This window comes from Homoserinimonas sp. A520 (genome assembly GCF_054489245.1).
This window is the reverse complement of sequence record NZ_JBTMWX010000002.1, coordinates 304290-328951: the sequence shown is the minus strand read 5'-3', so window position 1 is coordinate 328951 and position 24662 is coordinate 304290. Positions and strand designations below refer to the sequence as shown.

Sequence of the window (24662 nt, the reverse complement as noted above, 5' to 3'; positions counted from 1 at the left end):
TCTTGGTGGGCTGTGTCTTGGTGGGTCGTGCCCTTCAGCTCCGTCATGACATCGCCCTTCTCAGGTATAGGGCGCGGCCGATCTGGTCGGGCCCAGGCGTGGTGACGCCGTCGAGGTCGGCGAGCGTCCAGCCCACTTTGAGCACGCGGTCGTAGCCGCGCATCGTGATGCCGCCGCGTTCGAGAGCCCGATCGATCGACACAGTCGTCGCGGGCGACAGCCTCATGCGCTTCGAGCGCAGCCAGGTGCCCGGTACCTGGCTGTTGAGCGTCCACGGCGTGCCAGCGAGCCTGCCCACAGCGGAATCTCGGGCGCCGATGACCCGCGAACGTGCCTCTGCCGTGGACAGGCGAGGCAGCTCATCCGCCACCTTCAGCTGCGCTGCCGTGATGCGCGACACCCTCAACTGAATGTCGATGCGGTCGAGAAGCGGCCCGGACAACCTGGCCAGGTAGCGCCGCCGCGAGTGCGGAGGGCACACGCAGTCGGAGTCGCGTGAACCGTACTGCCCGCACGGGCAAGGATTCGCGGCCATCACCAGCTGGAACTGACCGGGAAAATGGGCGACCGCGTTGGCGCGGTGGATGCTGATGACACCGGATTCGAGTGGCTGCCGCAGGGCATCCAGCACGTTGCTGTGGAACTCCGGCGCCTCATCGAGGAACAGCACGCCGTGGGCTGCACGGGCGGCAGCCCCTGGGCGGATGATGCCGGTGCCCCCGCCGATCAGGGCGGCGGCGGTTGCGGTGTGGTGCGGTGCTTCGAGCGGTGGCCGGGTGACCAGGCCGGCGCCGACCGGCATCCCGGAGAGGGAGCGCACCGAGCTCACCTCGAGGGCGGATTCGGTGCTCAGGTCGGGCAGGAGCCCAGGCAGTCTGGCCGCGAGCATGGTCTTGCCTGCTCCCGGTGGCCCGAGCAGGAACACGTGGTGTCCACCGGCGGCGGCGACCAGCATCGCGTGCACGGCGTCATCGTTGCCGACAACGTCTGCCAGGTCTGGCGTCTCGGCCTCGATAGCAGCAACATCCGGTCGAAGAATCGCGTCAACCGGGATCGGCTCGAACTCACCGCCGTGCCAGATGGCGGCGTCTCGCAGTGATGCGACACCTATGACGCGGATGCCTGGGACCAGGGCGGCTTCGTCCTGGTTGCCGGTCGGAACCATCACCGTGGTGGCGCCGGCGCGCGCCGCAGCCAGCACCGCCGGGAGCACTCCGTTGATCGGGCGCAGCCTGCCGTCGAGACCGAGTTCGCCCAGGTGCACCACCGATTCGACGGACCCCGCGCTGACCGAATCGGCAGCGACCAGCGCGGCGACGGCGATCGCCAGGTCGAACCCGGAGCCCTGCTTCGGCAACGCAGCCGGTGACAGGTTCACCGTCAGCTTTCGCGTCGGCAACGGGCATCCGGAGTTCGTGGCTGCAGCCCACACGCGATCACGTGCCTCGCCAAGCGCCGTATCAGGCAGGCCGATGAGCACGAACTTGGGCAGTTGGTTCGAGATGTCCGCCTCAACCGAGACCAGCGAACCGGTGAGGCCGAGAAGCGCCACAGCGGTGGTGCGCCCGATCGGCATCAGAACACCCGCTTCAGGTGCTCGATCTGCGGGCTGCCTAGCCTCGGGGCGATCACCGCGATGGCGTCGATGCGGATGCGCTCGTGACTACCCGGGTGCGCCTGGCACCAGGCGGCCGCCAGCCGACGAAGCCTGGCCAACTTGAGCGTCGTGATGGCTTCGAGCGGATGCCCGAAGGCGATGCTGCTGCGCGTCTTCACCTCGACGAAAGCGGTCTCCGAGCCGTCGAACGCGACCACGTCGATCTCACCCTGGCTGCAACGCCAATTGCGGTCCAGGATCGTGTACCCGGCGTCCACCAGGAATGCCGTGGCGAGTTCTTCGCCGTGCCGCCCCAGCGCATCCTTTGCAGCCATGACCACCTCCGACTTCGAGGATGGCGGCAGGTGCGCAGGCGCCTAGCGTGGTTCAGCGAAACCGTGATCGGTGGGTGTCAGCGCAGGCCTGTGGAGGGAGGGACTGCGTGAGGGCGATCTACTCGTCGAGCGCGAGTTCCTTGGGGAGCTCCAACTCCTTGGCGTTCAGCTCCTCGACGTTCACGTCTTTGAAGGTGAGCACGCGCACGGACTTCACGAAGCGGTCGGAACGGTAGACATCCCAGACCCACACGTCGTTCATGGTGAGCTCGAAGTAGAAGTCGTTCTCGGTGTCCTGCCGGACAAGCTCCACCTCGTTCGCCAGATAGAACCGTCGCTCCGTCTCCACGACATAGCGGAACTGGCCCACGACGTCCCGGTACTCCCGGAACAGCGCAAGCTCGACCTCGCGGTCGTAATCCTCGAACTCGTCCTCATCCATAGCGTGTTCAACTCTACGCTGTTTCCGATGGTGCCCTGCCGGGGTATGCAGCTCAGTCGGCGATGGCGACGAGCTCGTCGAATAGGGCCGGCTGCTTCAGCCAGGTGCGGCGGTGGAAGTCGGTAGCGCCCAGCTCGGCGATGGCCGCCATGTGCTCCGCACTGCCGTAGCCCTTGTTGCCGGCCCAGCCGTACCCGCTGGTGACAGCATCCGCTTCGATCATCAGCCGGTCGCGATGCACCTTGGCGATGACGGATGCTGCGGCGACCGACGCGCATTGCTGGTCGGCCTTGACGAGCGTGCGCACCGGGAGCGGGGACGACAGCCCGGGGTTGAGCCAGTCGAAGTGGCCGTCGAGCAGTACGATGCTTTCGCGGATGCTCGCGCCAGCCTCATGCAGCGCGGTCAGGGCGCGCTTTCCCGCCAGGGCGAGGGCGGCGGAGATGCCCAGCTGGTCGACCTCCAGGGGCGACGCGAGACCGACAGCACTGAAGCGGCACCACGATGCGCTGAGCGGCGCCAACTCCTCGCGGCGCTTCTCGCTGAGCATCTTCGAGTCGCGAAGCCCCTTCGGGATCGCGCCCATCTTCCGTTCGACCACGCTCATGCCCACCCCGACCGGGCCGGCGATCGCACCCCGGCCGACCTCGTCACATCCGATGACGTAACGGGCGCCCTGCGCGTGCAGGCCGGCTTCGTAGTCCAGTGTGGGGTCGGAGACAACCATCTACTGTCCCTCGTCGACCCCAGCGAAAGTCTGGGGGTAGTTGTCGAGCCAGGTCCAGTTCTGGCTGGGCCAGCTGACCAGGAACGCCCGGCCCACCACGTGGTCGAGCGGGACGAATCCTTCGGTCGGGCCAGAGGTATTGCAGCGCGAGTCGCAGGAGTTGTAGCGGTTGTCGCCCAAGACCCATAGGGAATCCTTGGGGACGGTGATCGCGAAGTCGTCCTTCGACACCTTGGTCACCTTGTCCGGCAGCTTCAGGTATCCCTCATCGATCGGCACGCCGTTCACCGACAACTGGCCGAAAGCGTTGCAGCAGGCCACCTCGTCGCCGGGAAGGCCGATGACGCGTTTGATGAGGTGGTCGTTGCTGTCCGGGGCGCTCAGGCCGATCGCCGACAGCATCCAGTCGACCGCCTCGACCAGCGGGGCGCGCTCTTCCTGCGGAACCGGGTTCAGCCAACCGCCCGGATCCTTGAACACCACGATGTCGCCGCGCTCGACGTCGAACAGGTCGGGGATCAACTGGTTGACGATGATGCGGTCCTGCACCTGCAGGGTGTTCTCCATCGACGAGGAGGGGATGTAGAACGAGCGGATCAGGAAGGTCTTGATGCCCACCGAAATGATGATCGCGGCCAGGAAAATGAGGACGATGTCGCGGAGGAACAGCTTGATACCGCGTGTTTTGCGGCGCCGTTCGATCGCCTCGCTGGCTGTGCGCGAAGCAGGCAGTGCATCTGTCATTTAACCCCTGAGCTCCCCGCCATATTACGTGGTGGGGAGCTGAAGTAGCGTGCGCTATCGGGTGCGTTGCGTGGGACGGGAGGAGCGCTTAGCGCTTTTCCTTGATCTTCGCCTTCTTGCCGCGCAGGTCGCGCAGGTAGTACAGCTTGGCGCGACGAACGTCACCGCGGGTGACGACCTCGATGTGGTCAATGACCGGGGAGTGAACCGGGAACGTGCGCTCCACGCCCACCTGGAAGCTGACCTTGCGAACCGTGAAAGTCTCGCGGACGCCCTCGTTCTGGCGGCCGATGACGACCCCCTGGAAGATCTGGATACGTGAACGCGTACCTTCAACGATGTTGACGTGCACCTTCACGTTGTCGCCGGCGCGGAAGTCCGGGATGTCTGAGCGGAGTGAGGCCGCATCTACGGCGTCGAGAATGTGCATGATTGTTCGCTCTCTGCGGCCGCCACTGGTCGACCACGATCTAAGTACTGCTGAAGAATGGGATGGTGCCGAAAGAATGCTGGCTCCCCTGTGGCAGAGCCGTGCGCGGGCACAAACGCTAATTCTGCCATAAGCGGATGATCGCCGCCAGTTGAGCCCGCTTGTCCGGCCCGGAGCGTTCAGTCTTTCGGCGGCTCCAGGCGGATGACCGTGCCGGCGCCCGGCGCATCCGGGTTCGCCTGCCGATACTGTGACGCGGGAACGGCGGTGTAGTCCAGTGATGCCAGCGCAGACTTCACTCGCCGACGAGTCTCGGTGAACAACTGCCAGAGTGCCGACCAGAACGCCGCAACGGACAGCATGATGACGATCGCGGCGACAGCCGGATGCGCGAAAACGCCGGCGGCGATGATGGAGAGGTACCACGCGAAGTGGAGCCCGACGTCCAGCCACGACAGTGCACGGTCGCGGCGCACCGACTTGCGCGCCACCGTGAATCCTGCGACGACCAGCATCACGACACCCAGGATGGGGCTGATCAGCAGCAGCAGCGCGAAGTCCCAGCCACTCTCCGCGAGCACCAGACCGCGCCCGATCAGCAGGAACACCGGCAGCACCACGAAGGCGCCGAACATTGCGTAATAGAACGCTCGCCTCAGCCACATGGGACAAGCGTACGCGAGGCCTGCTGGAGAACAGCTAGGCCTAGCCGGTTACCCGTAAGGCAAGCATCCGTGCGTCTTTGATGGAGTACCCCAAGGTTGACGATGAAGACTGGCACCGTAACCGGATGTCATTGTTGCTGGTCAGGTCGACAACCTGGGTCCAGCCCGGTGCGATCGTCTGAACAGTTCCATGTGCAACCAGGGAACAATCACCGGTACCGCCGTCAGGCGTCCATTGAATCTCGACGAGCCACTTCTCGGCACTCAACATTGGGCTGAAAGCAAGCACCGTGTTCGGCGTATCGGTGAACCCTTGGGATGCCTTCTCGACCAGCCGCACATTCACGTCGCCATCGGCTCCATCGACACCGTCAACCCCATTTGCACCGTCAACTCCATCTGCACCAGGCGCACCGGCAGGACCGGGCATACCGGCAGGACCCGGCGAACCCGCGGGTCCCTGCGAACCTGCGTCGCCCCGAGCACCTGTGGAGCCTTTCGGCCCTACAGCCCCGCGAGCACCAGCCGGACCTACGCTCCCGTGGGGCCCGGCCAAACCGTCGACACCTTGTGCACCCTCGGGGCCGGTCGGACCCGCAGGCCCCGCCGGGCCCTCTGCTCCGTCTGTCCCGCTCGATCCCGTGGCGGACGTCGCATCCGCAACGCCCTGCGAGGCTCCTCCAGCAATGGCGTTGCCTGCGAGGCTTCCTCCCAGGGCCACCACGAATACAGTGACAAGAAGGGCGATGATACTCAAAACAGTCTTGGGCACGGGTACTCCTGAGTCGGCTGTCGGGTCCCATCGACGATATACTGTGGGACTCTCACTTTACCGGTTCGTTAGCTAGCCGTTACCATCCAGTAGTTCAGGCCTGACCTCACGGGTGCGATCCAGCTGTTGCGCCCGTCGCCACGCGGCGATGGCGGCGTGGTTGCCGCTCAGGAGCACCGGCGGTACCTCGAGCCCTCGCCATTCGGCCGGTTTCGTGTAGCTGGGGTACTCGAGCAGCCCGTCTTCGTGACTCTCCTCGACCAGGCTCTCCGGGTTGCCGACCATGCCGGGGATGAGCCGGCCGATCGCCTCGATCATCGCCATCGTTGCCACCTCTCCCCCGTTGAGCACATAGTCGCCCAGGCTGATCAGGCGAACGGATGCCCGGGTCGCCGTGTAGTCGATGACCCGCTGGTCAATGCCTTCGTACCGGCCGCACGCGAACACCAGCTGGGGCTCCTGGGCGAGCTCGCGTGCGAGCTTCTGGGTGAAGACCTCGCCAGCTGGCGACGGGAAGATGACTGTTGGCCGAGCATCCGCTGCTGCAGCATCGAGGATGCTGTCGAGCGCCTCACCCCACGGCTCCGGTTTCATCACCATGCCGGCGCCGCCGCCATAGGGGGTGTCGTCGACCGTGCGGTGCCGATCGTGGGTGAAATCGCGGAGGTCGTGCACAGTGAGGTCGATCAGGCCGCTCTTGCGCGCCTTACCGAGCAGTGAGACGTCGAGCACGGAGAAGAACTCCGGGAAGATCGTCACGATGTCGATGCGCACGTAGTGATCCTAAGCGCGGAGGACTCGCTGACACGAAAGGAGGAGAAAGCAGCACTATCGCCGAAAAAAGTCCCTCAAACCGTGCAGACGGCACGAAAGGTCCCTCAATTCGCGGGCGGCTCTTCGGTGAGTGCAGGCTTGTTCGGTTCGTCGTCGGGCTCGTCGGGCAGCTCCTCGAAAAGGCCGGGGGGCGGCGTCACCGTCAGGGTGCCGGCCTTGATGTCGACTGCGGGCACGATCGCCTTGACGAACGGGACAAGCACCTCACCGGCATCCGTCGTCACATGCAGGAGGTCCTGGGCCGGAAGGTGATCGACCAGGCTGATGGTCCCGACTTTCACGCCGTCGCGGATGACGGACAGGCCGACCAGCTGATGGTCGAACCAGGCATCCTCCTCGTCAGGGCTCTCATCGAGATCCTGGTCGACCCAGAGGATCGCCTTCAGCAACGACTCGGCTGTCGTGCGATCCGGGACATCCTTGAAGAACGCCACGGGATGCGTGTTGTACCACTTCAGCTCGACGAGCTCGAGGGTCTTGCCGTGCCAGGGCGACGAGGTCGGCACCTGGAGAGTGAACACGGCGCCCGGGACGAAACGTCGCCCCGGGTCATCCGTGTACAGCTCGATCTTTATTGCACCCTTGAGGCCATGTGCCTTGGTAAGGCGGCCGACTCTGAGTTGGGTCTTACTGGACATCGCTTGTCTAGTAATCGGTGTCGACAACGTCGACGCGCACCTTGCGGCCATCGGCGAGAGCCGAGACCAGGGTGCGGAGCGCCTTCGCAGTGCGGCCAGCGCGACCGATCACACGACCGAGGTCCTCCGGGTGCACGCGCACCTCGAGAACGTCGCCGCGAGGAGAGTTCTTTGACACGACCTGCACATCGTCCGGGTGATCGACGATCCCCTTGACCAGGTGCTCCAGAGCGGGTGCGAGCACGTGCTACGCCTTGTCTGCGTCGGGAGCGGGGGTTTCCTCGGCGGGAGCTTCGGCTGCTGCCTCAGCTGCCGGAGCCTCCTCGACCTTGGGCTCCTCGGCGGGAGCTTCCTCAACCTTGGGCTCCTCGGCGGGAGCTTCCTTAGCCTTCGGCTCTTCCTTCTTCGCCTCTTCCTTGGCCGGGGCCTCGGTCTTCGGCTTCAGGACAGCCTTCTTCTTCTCGTCGGCGACGAAAGGAACCTTCGGCTCCTTCGTCTTGACAGTCGACTTGGCGTTCTTCTCGCCCTTGAACGTTCCCCAGTCACCGGTCAGCTTGAGGAGAGCAGCAACCTGCTCGGTCGGCTGTGCGCCGACGCTCAGCCAGTACTGGGCACGCTCGGAGTTGACCTCGATGAACGAGGGCTCCTCGGTCGGGTGGTACTTGCCGATCTCTTCGATGACACGGCCGTCGCGCTTGGTGCGCGAGTCGGCGACAACGATGCGGTAGTAAGGAGCGCGGATCTTGCCGAAGCGCTTCAAACGAATTTTTACAGCCACAATTCTCCTGTGTTTCTAGATATGGGAGCGAACTGACAGCCGTGAGCGTGGGGGCACACTCGGCAGAAAGGTCTAAGGAAATCTGGTGCGGTTTGATTAGAGGGTCGAACCGCGCAGACTCAACAGTCCATTCTGCCAGAAAAACCGTGACGGTGATTACCGGGGTCGGCTACTCCGCCTGAACCGGCACCGCCGGAGTGGCTGCACGTGACGTGCGGCGGCTGAGGGCGACACCGATCAGGCAGATTACTCCACCGATGATGGCCAGTACGGTGGGGATCTCCTGGAAGAAGAGGAACCCGAGGGCGACCACGATGGCCGGGACGACGTAAGTGGTGACGCCGAGCTTGCCCGCGGGCATCCGCGACAGGGCGTAAGCCCAGGTGCTGAAAGCGAGAGCCGTCGGGACTGCGCCCAGGTAGACGACGCCGGCGATCGCCGCTGCCGGCGCCTCCTGGAGTTCGGCGATGAGACCGCCACTGAACGGGAGGCAGGCGATGGCGCCGATGACGCAGCCCATCCAGGTCACCTGCGTCGCCGGCATCCGCGTCAGTACGCGCTTCTGGCAGAGGACTCCGATGGCGTAGGCCAGCGCGGCGACCAGGCACCAGATCACACCCCAGCCGTCACCGAATTCGGATGCCCCGGTGCCGAGTCCGATGAGAATCACCCCGAAGAATGCGACCCCGGCGCCGATGGCGAGCCACTTCGGGATGCCCTCACCGAGGAACAGCCCGGCACCCAGAGCGATGAGGATCGGGCCGATGTTCACCAGCATCGCCGTGGTACCGGCATCCAGAGTCTGCTCTGCCGTGTTCAGGGCCACGTTGTAGACGCCGAACCAGGCGATCCCGAAGACCAGGATGAGGAGCCATTCGCGGCCGGTCGGCTTCACCCAGCGGCGCCCGATCAGGACCAGGGCGAGCAAAGCCGTGCCGATCAGCAGACGGCCGAGCGCGAGCGGACCGCCGGAGAAGTAGGGAGCAACGCCGCGGATGACGACGAAAGCGCTAGCCCAGGCGATCACCGTTACCACGATGGCGACGAGTACGAGGGTCGATGCGCTGGCGACGGGACGCCGGGTCTTCAGGGTGGTCACCGTCTCACGTTATCCATAGCCACCGACATTGGATCACCGAACGACGGCCTGTGGCACGGACTTGTCGAAGGCTGGCAGAAAGCTACCTGGAGTTCTGCTGATCGCGCCAGGAAAGCCAGCCCTTGATCGAGTCGAAATCGTACTCTGGCCGACGCAACTCGATCGTGAACAGGCTGACGCCGAGGGCGACCTGCTCGTCGGCGTCCGCCACGGACATCCGCGACCCCAGCTTGGTGGAGATTTCGATCTCGCTGACGTCGCGACCGACGTCCTCGCCGTGTTTCGCAAGGATTCCCAGCTTGCGCTTCAGGGTGGGCGCGTCGGAGAAGCTGTGCCAGATGTCGGCGTGCTCGGCGACGATGCGGAGCGTCTTCTTCTCCCCGCCACCGCCGATCAGCACAGGGATGCGGCGGGTGGGAGGCGGGTTCAGCTTCTCCCAGCGTGAGCGGATGATCGGAAGGTCACGAGCGAGGGCGTCCAGCCTGCTGCCGGCCGTGCCGAACTCGTAGCCGTACTCCTCGTAGTCGCGCTCGAACCAGCCGGCGCCGGTGCCGAAGATGAACCGGCCGACCCCGTCGGGACCCGCGCTGATGTGGTCGATGGTGCGGGCCATGTCCGCTTGCAGGTTGGGGTTGCGGTAGCTGTTGCAGTTCACCAGCGACCCGAGCTGGACTGTGCTGGTCTGTTCGGCGAGGGCCGCCAGCATGGTCCACGACTCGAAGTGACGGCCATCCGGGTCGCCGGACAGCGTAAAGAAATGGTCCCAGTTGAAGAGCACGTCGATGCCGAGGTCTTCCAGTTCGGCGGCGGTGTCACGCAGCTTGGGGTAGTCGGCGTGCTGGGGCGCCAACTGCACGCCGATGCGGATGGGGCGGGTGATCATCCGCTCAGCCTACGAGTCGTGAGTGGTACCTGTCGGTTCAGCGGGTCAGCGATCCCAACGCGGTACCGGATGCGTCGAAGAGGTGCAGGTGGCCGTCGGTGTCCATTCCGGCAGCGGATGCCTGCGCGACCCATGCGGGAACAGGCGCACCCTCACAGAACATCAGCGTTGACGGCCCGGAAGTCGCGAGGAACCCACCGTCGCCGTCCACCGCCCACCGTCCGCCGCCACCGTTGCAGCCGTCGGAGCCGGTCCAGGTGCCCCCGGCGTTGAACACGACGTGCGGGTCGGTCGGGGTCGTATCGACCGGTACCCACTTGCCGTCGAGCGCATCCGCTGTTGCAGGCTCCAACTCGCCCGGAAGCGGCGCCGGAGCCGCGAACTGGGCGCGCACCTCATCGGTGACCTCCGGCGGCTCGGCGAAGAACTCGGCCGCCGTCGGGATCGGCTCGGGCGCGCCGTCGATGCTGAGCGATGCGACGACACTGCCATCCGCCGCGAGCAGGTCGTAGCCGCCTGGCGTCGCGGTGAACCCCACCACCTGGTTCAGCCACTCCACGACCGGCATGCCGTCGGTCGCGCAGTCGCCCATCGCGCCCCACGCCTCACCAAGGAAGATCGAATCTGTTGCCGCCCAGGAACCGTTGATCATTCCGCAGTCCCGCCACAGCTGGAACTCGTTCGCGTCCAGCCGCAGCCACGTCGCTTCGCGTTCGCCCTCGGCACCGGTAACACGCCAAAGGTTGACCAGGCCGAGCGCTGCGGATTCGCCCTCCCCCGGCTCGATGATGATCGGCGGGGACGTCGGAAGGACGTCGTCGGGGTTGGCTTGTCCTGCGCATCCGGCCAGGAGCAGGATGGCGACGACGGGCAGGGCGAAACGCTTCATGTTCTGACCGTACCCAGTGGGCAGCGGATGCCGCGACCCAACGTTTTGCGGGGGTTGGGCGTCAGCGGGAAACCTTGACGAGTTCGGCCAACTTGCCCGCTGTCAGTGCCGCGCTGGCGGCGCGGTCTTTTCGGTGGAACGCCATCGCATCCGTCGCAGCGTTCCACTGAAAAGGCCGCGCGGCGGAAGGGACGCGCCCGCGGAGCGACGTCAGCGACCGAGGAACTTCTGCAGCGAGGCGAGCTCTTCCTCGCTGGGGCCGCCCTTGGCTGCGCCCAAGCCGAACCCGGAACCGGAGGCGGGAGCATCCGCCGGCTTGCCAGAAGCAAGCGCAGCGTTCTCGGCTGCGCGCTTCGCCGGGTTGCCCGACTTGGAGCCCTTCTTCTTGGCCTTCTGCGGCTTGCCGCGTCCGCCTCCGAAGCCTGCGCCGGGGATCGGCCCCATGCCTGGCACCTGGGGCATCCCGCCCTTGGCGACCGTCTTCATCATCTTCGCGGCCTGCTCGAACCGGTTGACCAGGGCGTTCACCTCGGTCACCGATGTGCCGGAACCGCGGGCTATGCGCAGTCGGCGCGATCCGTTAAGCAGCTTCGGCTGGCGGCGCTCCATGAGGGTCATCGACTGGATGATCGCCTCGGTACGCGTGATCTCCGACTCGTCGAAGTTGTCGAGCTGCTCGCGCATACCCTTCGCGCCGGGAAGCATCCCGAGCATGTTCTTGATGGAGCCCATGTTCTTGAGCTGCTGCATCTGGGACAGGAAATCCTCGAGTGTGAACGTGTCGGTCGCGAACTTCTCCGCAACCTTTTTGGCCTCGTCCTCGTCAAAGTTCTTCTGCGCCTGCTCGATCAGGGTGAGGATGTCACCGAGGTCCAGGATGCGGCTGGCCATCCGGTCGGGGTAGAACGGTTCGAATTCGTCCAGCTTCTCGCCCGTGCTGGCGAAGATGATCGGGCGACCGGTGACGGATGCGACGGACAACGCCGCCCCACCGCGAGTATCGCCGTCGAGCTTGGTCAGCACGACGCCGGTGAAATCGACGCCCTCCTGGAAGGCCTTGGCCGTGGTGACGGCGTCCTGGCCGATCATCGCGTCGATGACGAACAGCACCTCGTCCGGGTCGACAGCCTTGCGGATGTTCCCTGCCTGCTTCATCAGCTCGGCATCGACACCGAGGCGCCCGGCCGTGTCCACAATGACAACGTCGTACTGCTTGTCCTTCGCGAATTTGATCGCGTTCTTGGCCACCTTGACCGGGTCGCCTACGCCGTTGCCTGGCTCCGGGGCGAACACTGCCACGCCGGCCTGCTCACCGACGACCTGCAGCTGGGTGACGGCGTTCGGCCGCTGGAGGTCCGCTGCGACCAGCAGCGGCGTGTGGTTCTGCTCGGCGAGCCACTTGGCGAGCTTGCCGGCGAGGGTGGTCTTACCGGCACCCTGTAGTCCGGCCAGCATGATGACGGTGGGCGCCGTCTTGGCGAAGTTGAGTCGCCTGGCCTCGCCACCCAGGATCTGGATGAGTTCGTCGTTGACGATCTGCACGACCTGCTGCGCGGGGTTGAGCGCCTTCGACACCTCATCGCTGAGAGCGCGCTCGCGCACCTTGCCGGTGAACTCTTTGACGACATCGAGCGCGACGTCGGCGTCGAGCAGCGCTCGCCTGATCTCGCGAACGGTGCCATCGACATCCGCTGGGCTCAGCTTGCCCTTACCGCGCAGGTTCTTGAACGTATCGACGAGGCGGTCGGTGAGGTTTCCAAAAGTGGCCATGGTGCTCCCTAGTTTAAGCGGAAGGCGGGGGCTCAGGTGACCGCGGGCGGTGACGGCGGCTGGCCATAGGGTTGAGCCATGCGCCACGGAATTGTGATTCTCCCCCAGGACACGTGGGCGGATGCCCGGCACAAGTGGCAGCAGGCGGAGCAACTGGGCTTCGACCATGCCTGGACCTACGACCACCTGTCGTGGCGGAGCCTCGCCGACGAGCCGTGGCATGCCACGATTCCGACGCTCACGGCTGCCGCGACGGTCACGTCAACGATCCGGTTGGGCACCTTCGTGGCGTCGCCGAATTTCAGGCATCCGGTTCCGTTCGCCAAGGAACTGGCCACGGTCGACGACATTTCCGGCGGGCGGATGCTGCTGGGTGTCGGCTCCGGCGGCACCGGGTTCGATGCGTTCGTGCTGGGGCAGCCCGAATTCACGCCGCGGCAGCGACACGAGCGGTTCGTCGAGTTCGTGACCGGCCTCGACGAGTTGCTGCGGTTCGAGGCGCCGGGAAGCGGAGGCGTGTCGTTCGAGGGCGAATGGTTCACGGCGAGCGGCGCCAGGATGGTCGGAGCGCCCGCTCAATCGCCCCGGATACCGCTGATCGTCGCCGCAAATGGCCCAAAGGGCTTGCGGATGGTCGCCGAGCGTGCGGACGGCTGGGTGACGACCGGTCGGGAATCCGAAACCGGCGACGTCTGGTGGGCGGGGATCGCCGAGCTGTCCGGACGCCTCGACGATGCGCTTGCGGCGCAGGGGCGCGAATCCATCGACCGGTACCTGAGCCTGGACTCGGGTGGCCGGCTCGCGCTGGACAGCGTTGGCGCCTGGGAAGACTCGGTCGGCCGGGCATCCGTTCTCGGCTTCACCGACGTGGTCTACCACTGGCCGCGCGCTGAAGGCATCTACGCCGCTCGGGAAGAGGTGCTGTTCGAGGTGGCATCGCGGCTCTACGGAAAACAAGCGCAGAAGCCGGTAACTTGGGGGGCATGACTTCACCGCTGATCATCCGCCTCGGTGGAAACACCCCCGCCATCGCCGACACTGCCTGGGTTGCACCCAACGCCACTCTCATCGGGCAGGTGGCGCTCGGCGACGAGTCGAGCGTCTTCTACGGCGCGGTGCTGCGCGGCGATGTCGACAGCATCACGCTCGGCGACCGCAGCAACCTGCAGGACAACGTCACCGTACACTGCGACTCCGGGATCCCGACACGGATCGGATCTGGCGTGAGCGTCGGGCACGCCGCCGTGCTGCACGGCTGCACCGTCGAGGATGACTGCCTGATCGGCATGAGTGCGACGGTGCTCAACGGCGCGGTCATCGGAGCCGGCTCGCTGGTGGCCGCCGGCGCTGTCGTGCTCGAGGGAACCGTCATTCCGCCGCGATCGCTGGTCGCCGGGGTGCCGGCCAAGGTGCGCCGGGAACTGACGGATGAAGAGTTCGCCAAGGTGAAGGACAACGCGACCCACTACGTCGGATACGCGAAGACGCACCGCGCGGCTAACTGATCCTCGTGGGTTGACTAGGCCCGCAGAATTGGGCTAGTCGAGGAGTCCGGCGACGAAGACGTGCGGCGTGAACCCGGTGAGGTCGCCTATGCCCTCGCCCTGGCCGATCAGCTTGATCGGGATGCCGGTGCGCTCCTGAACGGCGACCACGAAGCCGCCCTTCGCTGACCCGTCGAGCTTGGTGAGCACCAGCCCGGTGACGCCCGCGTGCTGAATGAAGGCCTCGGCCTGCGACAGCCCGTTCTGGCCGGTCGTCGCATCCAGCACCAGCAGCACCTCGGCGATCTCGGCCTGCTTCTCGATCACGCGCCGGATCTTGGACAACTCGTCCATGAGCCCGCTCTTGGTCTGCAACCGCCCGGCAGTGTCGATCAAAACGATCTCGATGCCCTCCCGCTGAGCCTTCTCGACGGTCTGGAAGGCGACGGATGCCGGATCCTGCCCCTGCTGCTGGGGACGCACGATCTGCGCTCCCCCGCGCTCGGCCCAGGTCGCGAGCTGCTCGACTGCTGCCGCACGGAACGTGTCTGCTGCACCAACCACGACACTTCGCCCGTGGCCTACGAGGAACTTCGCAAACTTGCCGATCGTCGTCGTCTTCCCGACGCCGTTCACCCCGACAACCAGCACGACAGCGGGCCTGGCGCTGAGGGTGAGGGTGGGGTCCAGCCTGGCGAGGCGCTCTTCGAGGCTCTCCCGGAGCATCCGCTTCAGATCTGCGGGATCTGTCGTGTTGTACTTGCGCACCTGCTGGCGCATCTCGTCAACGACCGCGTCAGTGACATCCGACCCGAAGTCGGCCCTGATCAGCGCATCTTCCAGGTCTTCCCAGGTCTCGTCGTCGATGGTCTTCTTCGCGAACATCCCCCGCAGTGCCCCGGACAGGGACCAGCTATTCGTCTTCTCGGCCATCCCCCAATCCTAAATGCCCGGTGACGGTCGCGCTGTGGGGGGTTCCGCGCGGCTGGGAACCCCCATAAAGCACCCCTCAGGGTCGGAGACTACGGTGGCACGGAGCGATTTTTCGGAGGGCGGAAACACGTGACAGTGATCGGGTTCCACGCATCACACGAGCAGGTCCATCCGAGCGAGCTACTGGATGCCGTGCAACGCGCTGAGGAGGCCGGTTTCACCGCAGCCATGTGCAGCGACCACTTCGCCCCGTGGAGCGAACGCCAGGGGCACTCTGGCTTCGCCTGGGCCTGGCTCGGCGCAGCATTGCAGGCGACCTCGATCCCCTTCGGCGTCGTCAACGCCCCCGGCCAGCGCTACCACCCGGCCATCATCGCGCAGGCGGCCGCCACCCTGGAGAGCATGTACCCGGACCGGTTCTGGGTGGCGCTCGGCAGCGGCGAGGCCGTCAACGAGCACGTGACCGGGGATGCCTGGCCGAGGAAGGAACGCCGAAACGCCCGCTTGGAAGAGAGCGTCACTGTCATCCGCTCCCTGCTGGCCGGGCAGGAGGTCAGCCATGATGGCGAGGTCACGGTCGACCGGGCGAGGCTCTGGACGCTTCCCGAGCATCCGCCCTCCCTGCTCGCCGCCGCAGTGAGCGCGAAGACCGCAGGCTGGGCAGCCGGTTGGGCTGATGGACTGGCGACCGTGGCGCAAGCGCCGGATGCCCTCCGCGGCGTCGTGGACGCCTACCGATCGAACGGCGGGGTCGGGCCCCTGGTGCTCCAGGTGCACCTGAGCTTCGCCGCCACCGACGACGAAGCTCTCGCCATCGCCCATGACCAATGGCGCACCAACGTCTTCTCCCCACCGCTGTGCTGGGACGTGGACTCGGTTGAGTCGTTCGACCTGGCCGCAACCCACGTCCCCCCGGAGGCGATGCACGGCAGCGTCAACGTGTCATCCGACCCCGCCAGGCACGTCGCCTGGCTGCAGGAAGCCATCGACCTCGGCTTCGACGAGATCTACCTGCACCACGTCGGCCAGGAACAGACCGCGTTCATCGACGCGTTCGGCGAGCATGTACTGCCCCACTTGCCGGTCACCAGGAAGGAACGAGCATGAGAATCTCCGACACCAGCGACCTGTGGTGGAAGAACGCCGTCGTCTACTGCCTCGACGTTGAAACCTTCATGGACTGGAACGGCGACGGGCACGGCGACTTCGGAGGGCTCGCCCACCGGCTGGACTACCTCTCCGACCTGGGGGTCACCTGCCTCTGGCTGATGCCGTTCTTCCCCACACCGGACCGCGACGACGGCTACGACATCACCGACTTCTACAGCGTCGACAAACGATTGGGTCACCTCGGAGACGTCGTGGAGCTGATCCGCAGCGCCAGCGACCGCGGCATTCGCGTGATCACCGACATCGTCGTCAACCACACCTCCGACAAGCACCCGTGGTTCCAGGCAGCGCGCTCCAGCAAGTCGTCCCCGTACCGCGACTTCTACGTGTGGCGGGACAAGCCGCCGAAGAACGCTCCGGAATCGGTCTTTCCGGGAGACGAGGACGGCGTCTGGACGCTGGACGAACGCACCGGCCAGTACTACCTGCATCGCTTCTACCACCACCAGCCCGACCTCAACGTGGCCAACCCGCGGGTACGGGAGGAGATCGGGAAGGTGCTCGGCTTCTGGCTGGAGCTCGGGTTCTCCGGGTTCCGGGTGGATGCAGTGCCGTTCTTCATCGAGGACGACAGCGACTCGTCAGAATACGGCGACCCGCACGACTACCTGCGTGAGCTCCGCGAGCTGGTCAGCAGGCGGCGAGGCGACGCCATCCTCCTGGGCGAGGTGAATCTTCCGTACAAGCAGCAGCAGACCTACTTCGGCGGGCGCGACGGCGACGAGCTGACCATGCAGTTCGACTTCGAGGCCATGCAGCGCCTCTACCTCTCCCTGGCGCGAAACGATGCCCGCCCGCTGTCCAGGATGCTCGCCAAGCGCCCGGCCATCGCGCGCACCTCCCAGTGGGCGAACTTCGTGCGCAATCACGACGAGCTGACTCTCGACAAGCTGAGCGACGCCGAGCGCGAAGAAGTTTTCACCGCCTTCGCCCCGGAAGAGCGGATGCGCGTCTACGGTCGAGGAATCGTGCGGCGCCTCCCCCCGATGCTGGAGGGCGACCCCCGTCGCATCCGCATGGTGTACAGCCTGCTCTTCTCGCTTCCTGGCACTCCTGTGCTGTTCTACGGGGAAGAACTGGGCATGGGCGAGAACCTGGATGCCGGGAAGCGGTTATCGGTTCGCACCCCGATGCAGTGGACGGATGGCAAGAACGGCGGGTTCTCCAGCGCCAGGCGCTCGCTGCTCCCGAACCCGGTCACCGAGGGCAGTTACTCCCCCACCCACGTCAATGCGAACGCCCAGCGCCACGACCCGAACTCCTTGCTGCAGTTCGTGCAGAAGCTGATCCGTCGCTACCGCGCCTCCGCCGAGATCGGCTGGGGCGAGCTGACGATCCTGAAGCAGCCGCATGCCGGAGTCCTGGCCCACCGCGTCACCGGCCCGCTGGGCAGCATGATCGCGCTGCACAACTTCACCCCGGAGGCTGTGTCGGTGCCGCTCACGATCGATGGCGCCAATGGCGACACGAGGCTCGTCGACCTGCTCGACGAGGAGGTCAGCATGACGAGCGGGAATGGCAGTGTTCAGCTCGACCTGGACGCGTACGGCTACCGGTGGCTGCGGGTGCTCGACCCCGGCAGCAAGCGCCTCTCCTGACTTCGGGGACAATGAGATCATGACTATCGCCTTCATCCGCCACGGCCAGACTGACTGGAATGCCGCCCTCAAGATGCAGGGATCGAGCGACATTCCCCTCAACGAGACCGGTCGTCAGCAGGCGCGCGATGCGGTAGCCGTGCTGGCTGATGCGGGTTGGGAGGTCATCGTCAGCTCTCCCCTGGCGCGGGCGCGGGAGACCGCCCAGATCATCGCCGACGGGCTCGGAATCGCACTCGGACGCAGCTACGACCTGTTGGTCGAGCGCTCCTACGGTGAAGGCGAAGGCCTCACCCTGGCCGAGATCGACGCCCGCTGGCCCGACCGGCAGTACCCGGGTCTCGAGCCGCTCGACTCGGTGGTCGCCCGCGGCACCAAGGCGCTGCAACAGATCGCGGACGAGTATGCGGGCAAGAATGTGGTCATCGTCTGCCACGGCACGATCATCCGCTACACCCTTGCCTCCCTCGCGGGCCGGCCGTTCGATCACATCCTGAACGGGTCGGTGTCGACGCTCGACGTGGTCGATGGCCAGTGGGAGGTGCTCAGCGTCAACGGGGAGCACCTCGAGTCGCTGGTCTAGCCTTCGATCAGGACGTCGGCGGGGGCGGATGCCCGCAGCAGCGCCCACAGGAGAACGGCGGCCACCAGCAGCATGCTGGCCAATCCGAGCCCCGGGTAGCCGAAAGCAGTCAACACCGGCCCCGCGAGGGCACCACCGGCAGCGCCGGCGAGGTTCATCATCAGGTCGGACACTCCCTGAACGCCCGGCCGATCGCCGATGGGCACCGAGTCGACCAGCATCGTCGATGCCGCGATGGTGGACGCCGACCAGCCGAGCCCGAGGAGCACCAGGCTGACCCCGACCAGGGCGTGCGACTCACTGCCGAGCCAGGCGACGACGAGAGCGGATGCCAGGATCGCCTGGCCGCCGAGCAGTACCGGAAGCCGGCCGACGCGGTCGGCCAACCAGCCGAAGACCGGTGACAGGCCGAACATCCCGGCGATGTGGAGGCTGATGGTGAACCCGACGATCGCCAGAGTTGCGCCGTGCCCGTACAGGTGAACGGGTGTCATCGACATGACGGCGACCATGGTCGCGTGGCTGAGGGCCACCGCTCCGACAGCGAACCGCGCGCGCGGGTTGATCCGTAGGGTGGCGAACCCGAGGCGCGGCCGCTCCCGGGCTTCCGTGCCGAGGGCATCACGGGCGACCACCAGCGGATCGGGCCGCAGGCCGAACAGGTAGATGCACACGGTGATCGCCTGGGCGGCAACCGTGAACACGAACGGGCCGGTCAGGGTCGGCAGGCCGAGCACGTCGCCGATCGCCTCGCCCGGTTCGATCAGGTTGGGCCCGAGCACGGACCCGATGGTCGTCGACCAGACCACCAGAGACAGGTCTCGACCACGGTGTGCCGGTCGCGCCAGGTCGGTGGCGGCGAACCGGGCCTGCAGGTTGGTGGCCGAACCCGCACCGGAGAGGGCGAAGGCGACCAGCAGCAACGGGAACGATCCGATGGACGCTGCCAGCACCAGCAGGATCGCGGATGCCCCGGCCAGCATGGACCCGAACCCCAGCGCCGGGCGACGGCCCCGGCGAACAGCGAACCGGGCCAGGGGCAGTGCGAGCACCGCTGCGCCGAGCGTCGACATGGTCGCCGCCATGCCCGACCAGGCGTCGTATCCGGAGACGTCTGCGGCCAGCAGGGCGCCCACGGATGCCGTTGCACCGATGCCCAGCCCGCCCATGATCTGCGCGCTGCTGAGCACCCAGACGGTCTTGCGCTGAAGACGTTCGATGTCGGTCACCGGGTTACTCTACCCACCGCGAACGACGTTGTGTGAGACGAGGGGCCTAGCCGGCTTTTTCCTCGGCGGCGGCCACGCGCTGGCCGACGACCGCGCTCACACCGTCTTGCCGCATCGAGACGCCGTAGAGGGCATCCGCTATCTCCATCGTGCGTTTCTGGTGGGTGATGATGATCAGCTGCGAGGTCTGGCGGAGGTCTTCGAAGATCTGCAGCAGCCGGCCCAGGTTGGCGTCGTCGAGGGCGGCCTCGACCTCGTCCATGATGTAGAACGGGCTGGGGCGCGCCTTGAAGATGGCGATCAGCAGGGCGACCGCGGCCAGCGAACGCTCACCGCCGCTGAGCAGCGACAGGCGCTCGATCTTCTTGCCGGCGGGCTTGACCGTGACCTCGATTCCCGTGGTGAGCAGGTCGTCGGGGTCGGTGAGGTGGATGCTGCCGGTCCCCCCCGGGAACAGGATCGGGAAAACCTGGTTGAACGCGGCCCTGGTGTCTTCGAAGGCGCTCGCGAAGATGTCCTGCATCTTCTCGTCGATCTCGTCGATGATCGTCAGCAGGTCTTTCCGCGTGTTGGTGAGGTCGGTGAGCTGCTCGGTAAGGAACTTGTGGCGCTGCTCGAGGGCCGCGAACTCCTCCAGTGCGAGCGGGTTGACCCGGCCCAACTGCGCGAGCTTGCGCTCGGCCCTCGCGAGTCGGGCCTCCTGCTCGGCGCGCACGAACGGGATTCCCGTAACCTCGCCGTCAACAGGAGCGTTTTCCGAATCGCCGAGCCTGGCGGCGCCCTCGTCGGCATGTTGCTCAATCCGTCCTGTTGACGGAGGGGAGGTGGATCCATCGACGAGCTCAGAGCTGGGGGCGTCCTCGTCGAGGTCGGTCGTGAGGTCGGGAATGGGAACCTGGGGGCCGTACTCGGCGACCAGCACGTCTTCGACGAGACCGAGCTCCTCGCCCGCACGCTCGAGCAGGGTAGAGAGGTGCAGTTTCTTCTCGTAGATCTGCATCTCGAGTCCGTGCACGCTCTCGCTGATCGTGTGCAACCGTTCGCGAAGCACACTCTCGTTGCGGCGAAGTTCGGCCAGTTCCTCGTTCTGCTTCGCCCGCTCGGCTTCCCGGCCGGCAAGCTCGAGCCTTGCCTCCGCCACGGAACGATCGACGGCGTCGAGCACCGCGGGCAACGCCGAAATCACCTGTTCTGCTGCCTCCACCTGCCGGCGACGGATGACGGCACGGCGGGCTGCCTCCTCGGCCGCGGCCCGCTCGGCGTCCAGTTGCTGGGCGAGCTGTGTCGCCCGCAGTTCCTGGGCACGCACTCGTTCACGAGCGGTCTCCACCTGCAGGCGTGCCTCAACCTCGCGCTCGCGCGCGGCATCCAGTTCGGCGGCGAGACCGTCGCGCGCCGCGATGTCGAGGATCGGGCGAGGGCGTGCCTTCGCCGTCTCCAGTTCGGCCTCGGCACGCTCGGAGGCTGCAACAGCATCCGTCACGGAGGAGTTGGCCAACTCGAGCCCGCGTTCGAGACGCTGCGCCTCGGCATCGGCGGCCTCGACCTGCACCTTGGAGCGGTTGAGCTTCTCGGTCTGCGCAGCCAGCTGCGAGTCGAACTCGCGCAAGGTGGCCAGTGCGCGAACGCTCTGTTCTTTCGCCACCTGGAGGGTGCCCCGCTGCTCGGCGAGCGCGAATTGGGCGCGTTCGATGAGCGAGGTGACCTCGGAGAGGCGCTCGGTCGCGGCCTCCCGATCGGCGACCAGTTCGAGGCGGGAGCGCTTGGCGCCGGAGCCGCCACGGAGGACGTACTGGCTGAGCACGTCGCCCGATTTCGTGATGACGGTGAGCGCTGAAGCGCCTGAACCCTCCGCCTCGTGCGAATGCCCCCCGGCAGTGCGGCGTGCGGTGGTCAGCCCGGTCCACACCCGCCTGGCGGCCTCGAGATCGTCGGCGATCACGACCCGGCCGAGAAGACCGAGCACACCCGCGGGGGCGGTCACGACGTCGACCGCGAAGACAGCGCCGTCGTCCAACTGGCCGCTGACTCCGGTAACAACGTCGGCATCGGCCAGCACGAGTTCGACGCGGCCGAGGTCGTCGGCGGCGGCGTGAGCAAGCGCGTCGATCGCGGAGTCGCGGTTCTCGGCGAGCACGGCATCCGCCAGCGAGCCGAGGGCGGCAGCGATGGCCGCCTCGTAGCCGGGCTTCACCTGCACGTGCTCAGCCACCAGTCCGCGGATGCCCGGACGCTTCGCCCCGACCAGCGCGCTCGAGCCGTCCTTCTGGTCGAGGGCCATCGAGAGGGCGCTCTGGCGGGCCGCCAGCGCGTCACGTTCCCGTTCGAGGGTGTGCAGCTGCTCACGAAGGGTGTCGATCTCGGCTTCGGCCGCCGTCACATCCGCCTGTGCGCTCTGGTACTGCGCATCCAGGTCGGTCTCCCCTTCGTCTCCGAGGGTGGATTCCGCCTCCAGTTGGGACAGCAGCTGGGCTGCGGCGTGGCGGCGGGCCAGTGCAGCATCCAGCGCGTTCTGCTGGCGCAACACCTCACCGCGAACGGCGGCGAGGCGGGAGGCCGCGGTGTCGGCCTGCCCGGTGAGCTTCGACAGCTCCAGGTCGTGGCGGGAGACGAGCGAACTCTGATGGGCGATCTCCTCGTCGAGCCCGTCGAGGTTGGCGCGCGCCTCAGCGGTGACCGCCTGCGCCGCCCGCCAGGCGGTCTCCGCCTCGGCAATCGTCGCGGTGAGCCGGGCAGCCTCGTCCCGGGCATCCGTCACCATCTGCGGGCTGACACCGGATGCCGCCTGGGCGGTCTCCGCCTGCGAACCGAGCAGGGCGAGCCGCTGGTTGGCGAGCGTGTACAGGCCGCGCAGGCGCTCCTGCACCGACTCGAGTCCGAACGCCGTTCGCCTCGCCAGGTCGACCGCGTCGCCGACCTGCGCCTGCTCGATGCGCTGCTCCCGCAGCTTCGACTGGTCGAGTTGCTCCTGCAGCACGATGCGCTCGGTCTTGCGCTCCGACTCGCTCTTGCTGTGCAGCGTGAGCGACTCGCGCAGGGTTACCACTTCGTCAGCGAGCAGGCGTGCGCGAGCATCGCGCACGATCGCCGCGATCGACTGGGCTTCCCTGGCAATCTCGGCCTGATGCCCGAGCGGCTTCAGTTGGCGACGGATCTCCCCCGCCAGGTCGCTCAACCTGGTCAGGTTGGCTTGCATGGCATCCAGCTTGCGGATGGTCTTCTCTTTGCGACGGCGATGCTTCAGGATGCCGGCGGCCTCCTCGATGAACCCGCGGCGGTCCTCCGGGCTGGCATGCAGAACGGCGTCGAGCTGGCCCTGGCCGACGATGACATGCATCTCGCGGCCCAGGCCGGAGTCGCTCAGCAACTCCTGGACATCCAGCAGCCGGCAGGTCTCGCCGTTGATCGCGTACTCGCTGCCGCCGCTGCGGAACAGGGTGCGGCTGATCGTGACCTCCGCGTACTCGATGGGCAGTGCGCCGTCGGAATTGTCGATGGTGAGGATGACCTCGGCCCGCCCGAGCGGCCCCTTGGTGGCGGTGCCTGCGAAGATGACGTCTTCCATCTTGCCGCCGCGCAGGGTTTTCGCGCCCTGCTCGCCCATCACCCAGGCGAGGGCGTCGACGACATTGGACTTGCCGGAACCGTTCGGGCCCACGACGCAGGTGACGCCCTCCTCGAAGGCGAAGGTGGTGGACTGCGCGAACGACTTGAATCCTTTGAGGGTCAGGCTCTTCAGATACACCTGCCTGCCCTCCCGTCGCGCCCGAAACTCACGGGTCAACGGTACCGGAAGGGCGTGCAATGGCCCGACTGCAACTCCGGTAACGATTTGGGTGATGGAGGTGCGGCATCCGCCGACCGCGTTGTAGCCTGATCGGCTGCCCATTCGGGGCATCCGCACCGGAGCAGAAAGAACTTTCATGGCCGACTTCGAGATCGACGAATTACTGCCGCCACAAACGCTGGATGGCCCAGCAGGCGCAGACTTCATCGAGATGGCACGCGTGCGCAATGACGTCGAGGCAGCGGCTGTCGGCAACTACGACCTCGCCATGAAGCCGGAAGAGCTCCTCCCCGAATACCACAACCCCTATGAGCCGAAGCGGATGTTCGTGGCCAGGGTCGACGGACGGATCGTGGGCCGCTCGGTGCACGAGTTGCAGAGCGGGGACGACGTGCGCTCAGCCTGGCTGCACGCAGAGGTGCTGCCCGAGTTCCGTGGCCGCGGGATCGGTACCGCGCTGTACGAGCGGGTGCTTGAGATCGCCCTGGCCGACAAGCGGCAGGTGCTTCAGTCGTTCGCCCACCACGCGGATGCGGCCGGCGAGCGCATCGAGTCACCGACCGGTTTCGGGTCCGTGCCGCTGAATGATCCGTCCACGCGGTTCCTCCTGGCCAACGGTTACGCCCTGGCGCAGGTCGACCGGATGAGCCGGTTGCCCCTGCCCGCTAACCTTCCGGAGTTGGATGCCCCGGAGGGTTACTCCCTCGAGCGCTGGATCGGTGCCACCCCTGAGCACCGGCTCGGCGACCTCGCGGTGCTGCAGCAGCGGATGAGCACTGACCCGCCGCTCGGGGAGGTCGACTACCAGCCCGAGGAGTGGGACGAAGAACGGGTGCGCGACCTGGACGCCCGGCGCGCGGCGGAGGGTCGGCACTGGATGACCACTGCGGTCCGTCACATTGAGTCGGGCACCCTGGTCGGCTTCACCGAGTTGGTCTGCGCCCACGACCCTGCGACACCGGTGTTCAACCACAACACCCTCGTTCTCAGCGAGCACCGCGGGCACCGGCTGGGCATGTTGATCAAGGCGGCGAACCTACGCCTCCTGTCGGAAACCGCACCCGGGCATCCGGCCATCTACACCTGGAATGCCGAGGAGAACCGGCACATGCTCGACGTCAACGAGGCGATCGGATTCGTGCCGGTCGGTTACGAGGGCTCCTGGAAGAAGGTGCTCTGAGCGCCTGGTGCTCTCCGCGGCGTCGGCTCATCCGTCAGCTATGGACACAGCCGGCTGCGCTGCGGATACAGGCGTGTCTCTACCTGACGGGTGAA

Annotated in this window: 26 protein-coding genes; 6 read left to right on the top strand and 20 right to left on the bottom strand. The window is 66.4% G+C overall.

What is annotated here, in order from left to right:
* Positions 1 to 43 precede the first annotated feature (43 nt).
* The 17 genes from ACX3PH_RS06080 to ffh all read right to left on the bottom strand — a co-directional run bounded on the left by ACX3PH_RS06080 (position 44) and on the right by ffh (position 12603).
* Complete coding sequence (locus ACX3PH_RS06080) at positions 44 to 1576, bottom strand: YifB family Mg chelatase-like AAA ATPase (RefSeq protein ID WP_459090452.1); 1533 nt, start codon at positions 1574 to 1576, stop codon at positions 44 to 46.
* On the bottom strand, positions 1576 to 1932 hold the full coding sequence (locus tag ACX3PH_RS06075) for a YraN family protein (protein WP_459090450.1): 357 nt from the start codon (positions 1930 to 1932) through the stop codon (positions 1576 to 1578). The genes ACX3PH_RS06080 and ACX3PH_RS06075 overlap by 1 nt, the downstream gene beginning before the upstream one ends.
* Before the next feature lie 118 nt (positions 1933 to 2050).
* Positions 2051 to 2374, bottom strand: coding sequence for a DUF2469 family protein (locus ACX3PH_RS06070; RefSeq protein ID WP_459090448.1), 324 nt, complete (start codon positions 2372 to 2374; stop codon positions 2051 to 2053).
* A 52-nt stretch (positions 2375 to 2426) separates the two neighbouring features.
* The gene (locus tag ACX3PH_RS06065; RefSeq protein WP_459090446.1) at positions 2427 to 3101 is read right to left on the bottom strand and encodes a ribonuclease HII; all 675 of its coding nucleotides are present in this window, start codon (positions 3099 to 3101) and stop codon (positions 2427 to 2429) included.
* Entirely contained in the window at positions 3102 to 3845 is a 744-nt protein-coding gene (gene lepB, locus ACX3PH_RS06060; RefSeq protein WP_459090444.1) for a signal peptidase I, read from the bottom strand. It lies immediately after the preceding gene.
* 88 nt (positions 3846 to 3933) lie between these two features.
* The gene (rplS, locus tag ACX3PH_RS06055; protein WP_459090442.1) at positions 3934 to 4275 is read right to left on the bottom strand and encodes a 50S ribosomal protein L19; all 342 of its coding nucleotides are present in this window, start codon (positions 4273 to 4275) and stop codon (positions 3934 to 3936) included.
* Positions 4276 to 4454: 179 nt separating this feature from the next.
* Positions 4455 to 4940, bottom strand: a complete 486-nt coding sequence (locus tag ACX3PH_RS06050) for an MFS transporter (protein ID WP_459090440.1) — start codon at positions 4938 to 4940, stop codon at positions 4455 to 4457.
* 40 nt (positions 4941 to 4980) lie between these two features.
* A complete protein-coding gene (locus tag ACX3PH_RS06045) occupies positions 4981 to 5286 on the bottom strand; it encodes a hypothetical protein (protein ID WP_459090438.1) in 306 nt (101 codons plus the stop codon).
* A complete protein-coding gene (locus ACX3PH_RS06040) occupies positions 5283 to 5426 on the bottom strand; it encodes a hypothetical protein (protein ID WP_459090436.1) in 144 nt (47 codons plus the stop codon). Before ACX3PH_RS06040 ends, ACX3PH_RS06045 begins: the two co-directional genes overlap by 4 nt.
* A 358-nt stretch (positions 5427 to 5784) precedes the next feature.
* On the bottom strand, positions 5785 to 6486 hold the full coding sequence (gene trmD / locus ACX3PH_RS06035; RefSeq protein ID WP_459090434.1) for a tRNA (guanosine(37)-N1)-methyltransferase TrmD: 702 nt from the start codon (positions 6484 to 6486) through the stop codon (positions 5785 to 5787).
* A gap of 104 nt (positions 6487 to 6590) precedes the next feature.
* A complete protein-coding gene (gene rimM / locus ACX3PH_RS06030) occupies positions 6591 to 7184 on the bottom strand; it encodes a ribosome maturation factor RimM (RefSeq protein ID WP_459090432.1) in 594 nt (197 codons plus the stop codon).
* Between the two features lie 7 nt (positions 7185 to 7191).
* Positions 7192 to 7428, bottom strand: a complete 237-nt coding sequence (locus ACX3PH_RS06025; protein ID WP_459090430.1) for an RNA-binding protein — start codon at positions 7426 to 7428, stop codon at positions 7192 to 7194.
* A gap of 3 nt (positions 7429 to 7431) precedes the next feature.
* Positions 7432 to 7962, bottom strand: coding sequence for a 30S ribosomal protein S16 (rpsP, locus tag ACX3PH_RS06020; RefSeq protein WP_459090428.1), 531 nt, complete (start codon positions 7960 to 7962; stop codon positions 7432 to 7434).
* 169 nt (positions 7963 to 8131) lie between these two features.
* Complete coding sequence (locus ACX3PH_RS06015) at positions 8132 to 9061, bottom strand: DMT family transporter (protein WP_459090426.1); 930 nt, start codon at positions 9059 to 9061, stop codon at positions 8132 to 8134.
* Positions 9062 to 9143: 82 nt separating this feature from the next.
* Complete coding sequence (locus tag ACX3PH_RS06010) at positions 9144 to 9944, bottom strand: LLM class F420-dependent oxidoreductase (RefSeq protein WP_459090424.1); 801 nt, start codon at positions 9942 to 9944, stop codon at positions 9144 to 9146.
* A 37-nt stretch (positions 9945 to 9981) separates the two neighbouring features.
* The gene (locus ACX3PH_RS06005; RefSeq protein WP_459090422.1) at positions 9982 to 10833 is read right to left on the bottom strand and encodes an META domain-containing protein; all 852 of its coding nucleotides are present in this window, start codon (positions 10831 to 10833) and stop codon (positions 9982 to 9984) included.
* A gap of 210 nt (positions 10834 to 11043) precedes the next feature.
* Entirely contained in the window at positions 11044 to 12603 is a 1560-nt protein-coding gene (ffh, locus tag ACX3PH_RS06000; RefSeq protein ID WP_459090420.1) for a signal recognition particle protein, read from the bottom strand.
* Positions 12604 to 12681: 78 nt separating this feature from the next.
* Between ffh and ACX3PH_RS05995 the strand changes: the two genes are divergently transcribed.
* The gene (locus ACX3PH_RS05995) at positions 12682 to 13590 is read left to right on the top strand and encodes an LLM class flavin-dependent oxidoreductase (protein WP_459090418.1); all 909 of its coding nucleotides are present in this window, start codon (positions 12682 to 12684) and stop codon (positions 13588 to 13590) included.
* On the top strand, positions 13587 to 14108 hold the full coding sequence (locus ACX3PH_RS05990; protein WP_459090416.1) for a gamma carbonic anhydrase family protein: 522 nt from the start codon (positions 13587 to 13589) through the stop codon (positions 14106 to 14108). The genes ACX3PH_RS05995 and ACX3PH_RS05990 overlap by 4 nt, the downstream gene beginning before the upstream one ends.
* A 33-nt stretch (positions 14109 to 14141) precedes the next feature.
* On the opposite strand, the gene ftsY is transcribed toward ACX3PH_RS05990, so the two are convergent.
* On the bottom strand, positions 14142 to 15020 hold the full coding sequence (gene ftsY / locus ACX3PH_RS05985) for a signal recognition particle-docking protein FtsY (RefSeq protein WP_459090414.1): 879 nt from the start codon (positions 15018 to 15020) through the stop codon (positions 14142 to 14144).
* A gap of 129 nt (positions 15021 to 15149) precedes the next feature.
* Between ftsY and ACX3PH_RS05980 the strand changes: the two genes are divergently transcribed.
* From ACX3PH_RS05980 to ACX3PH_RS05970, 3 genes are read left to right on the top strand one after another with little or no spacing between them, the layout of a single operon-like run.
* Positions 15150 to 16127: a TIGR03885 family FMN-dependent LLM class oxidoreductase gene (locus ACX3PH_RS05980; protein WP_459090412.1), complete on the top strand. Its 978-nt coding sequence runs from the start codon at positions 15150 to 15152 to the stop codon at positions 16125 to 16127.
* A complete protein-coding gene (locus ACX3PH_RS05975; RefSeq protein ID WP_459090410.1) occupies positions 16124 to 17788 on the top strand; it encodes an alpha-amylase family protein in 1665 nt (554 codons plus the stop codon). Before ACX3PH_RS05980 ends, ACX3PH_RS05975 begins: the two co-directional genes overlap by 4 nt.
* A 19-nt stretch (positions 17789 to 17807) precedes the next feature.
* A complete protein-coding gene (locus ACX3PH_RS05970) occupies positions 17808 to 18371 on the top strand; it encodes a histidine phosphatase family protein (protein WP_459090408.1) in 564 nt (187 codons plus the stop codon).
* Here the strand turns inward: ACX3PH_RS05970 and ACX3PH_RS05965 are convergent.
* Both ACX3PH_RS05965 and smc read right to left on the bottom strand, forming a co-directional pair.
* Positions 18368 to 19600: an MFS transporter gene (locus ACX3PH_RS05965; protein ID WP_459090406.1), complete on the bottom strand. Its 1233-nt coding sequence runs from the start codon at positions 19598 to 19600 to the stop codon at positions 18368 to 18370. The genes ACX3PH_RS05970 and ACX3PH_RS05965 overlap by 4 nt on opposite strands.
* A gap of 46 nt (positions 19601 to 19646) precedes the next feature.
* Positions 19647 to 23345, bottom strand: a complete 3699-nt coding sequence (smc, locus tag ACX3PH_RS05960; protein WP_459091440.1) for a chromosome segregation protein SMC — start codon at positions 23343 to 23345, stop codon at positions 19647 to 19649.
* Between the two features lie 178 nt (positions 23346 to 23523).
* On the opposite strand from smc, the gene ACX3PH_RS05955 reads away from it, so the two are divergent.
* A complete protein-coding gene (locus ACX3PH_RS05955; RefSeq protein ID WP_459090404.1) occupies positions 23524 to 24567 on the top strand; it encodes a GNAT family N-acetyltransferase in 1044 nt (347 codons plus the stop codon).
* The last annotated feature ends 95 nt before the right edge of the window (positions 24568 to 24662 follow it).

What these genes read in the sequence shown, in the direction of transcription:
- ACX3PH_RS06080 (WP_459090452.1), bottom strand. Translation starts at nt 1,576, where the DNA reads ATGCCGATCGGGCGCACCACCGCTGTGGCGCTTCTCGGCCTCACCGGT.
- rimM (WP_459090432.1), bottom strand. Translation starts at nt 7,184, where the DNA reads ATGTCCAGTAAGACCCAACTCAGAGTCGGCCGCCTTACCAAGGCACAT.
- ACX3PH_RS06050 (WP_459090440.1), bottom strand. Translation starts at nt 4,940, where the DNA reads ATGTGGCTGAGGCGAGCGTTCTATTACGCAATGTTCGGCGCCTTCGTG.
- ACX3PH_RS05970 (WP_459090408.1), top strand. Translation starts at nt 17,808, where the DNA reads ATGACTATCGCCTTCATCCGCCACGGCCAGACTGACTGGAATGCCGCC.
- rplS (WP_459090442.1), bottom strand. Translation starts at nt 4,275, where the DNA reads ATGCACATTCTCGACGCCGTAGATGCGGCCTCACTCCGCTCAGACATC.
- ACX3PH_RS05975 (WP_459090410.1), top strand. Translation starts at nt 16,124, where the DNA reads ATGAGAATCTCCGACACCAGCGACCTGTGGTGGAAGAACGCCGTCGTC.
- ACX3PH_RS06070 (WP_459090448.1), bottom strand. Translation starts at nt 2,374, where the DNA reads ATGGATGAGGACGAGTTCGAGGATTACGACCGCGAGGTCGAGCTTGCG.
- ACX3PH_RS05995 (WP_459090418.1), top strand. Translation starts at nt 12,682, where the DNA reads ATGCGCCACGGAATTGTGATTCTCCCCCAGGACACGTGGGCGGATGCC.
- ACX3PH_RS05955 (WP_459090404.1), top strand. Translation starts at nt 23,524, where the DNA reads ATGGCCGACTTCGAGATCGACGAATTACTGCCGCCACAAACGCTGGAT.
- ftsY (WP_459090414.1), bottom strand. Translation starts at nt 15,020, where the DNA reads ATGGCCGAGAAGACGAATAGCTGGTCCCTGTCCGGGGCACTGCGGGGG.
- ACX3PH_RS06065 (WP_459090446.1), bottom strand. Translation starts at nt 3,101, where the DNA reads ATGGTTGTCTCCGACCCCACACTGGACTACGAAGCCGGCCTGCACGCG.
- ACX3PH_RS06005 (WP_459090422.1), bottom strand. Translation starts at nt 10,833, where the DNA reads ATGAAGCGTTTCGCCCTGCCCGTCGTCGCCATCCTGCTCCTGGCCGGA.
- ACX3PH_RS06075 (WP_459090450.1), bottom strand. Translation starts at nt 1,932, where the DNA reads ATGGCTGCAAAGGATGCGCTGGGGCGGCACGGCGAAGAACTCGCCACG.
- ACX3PH_RS05990 (WP_459090416.1), top strand. Translation starts at nt 13,587, where the DNA reads ATGACTTCACCGCTGATCATCCGCCTCGGTGGAAACACCCCCGCCATC.
- ffh (WP_459090420.1), bottom strand. Translation starts at nt 12,603, where the DNA reads ATGGCCACTTTTGGAAACCTCACCGACCGCCTCGTCGATACGTTCAAG.
- lepB (WP_459090444.1), bottom strand. Translation starts at nt 3,845, where the DNA reads ATGACAGATGCACTGCCTGCTTCGCGCACAGCCAGCGAGGCGATCGAA.
- ACX3PH_RS06010 (WP_459090424.1), bottom strand. Translation starts at nt 9,944, where the DNA reads ATGATCACCCGCCCCATCCGCATCGGCGTGCAGTTGGCGCCCCAGCAC.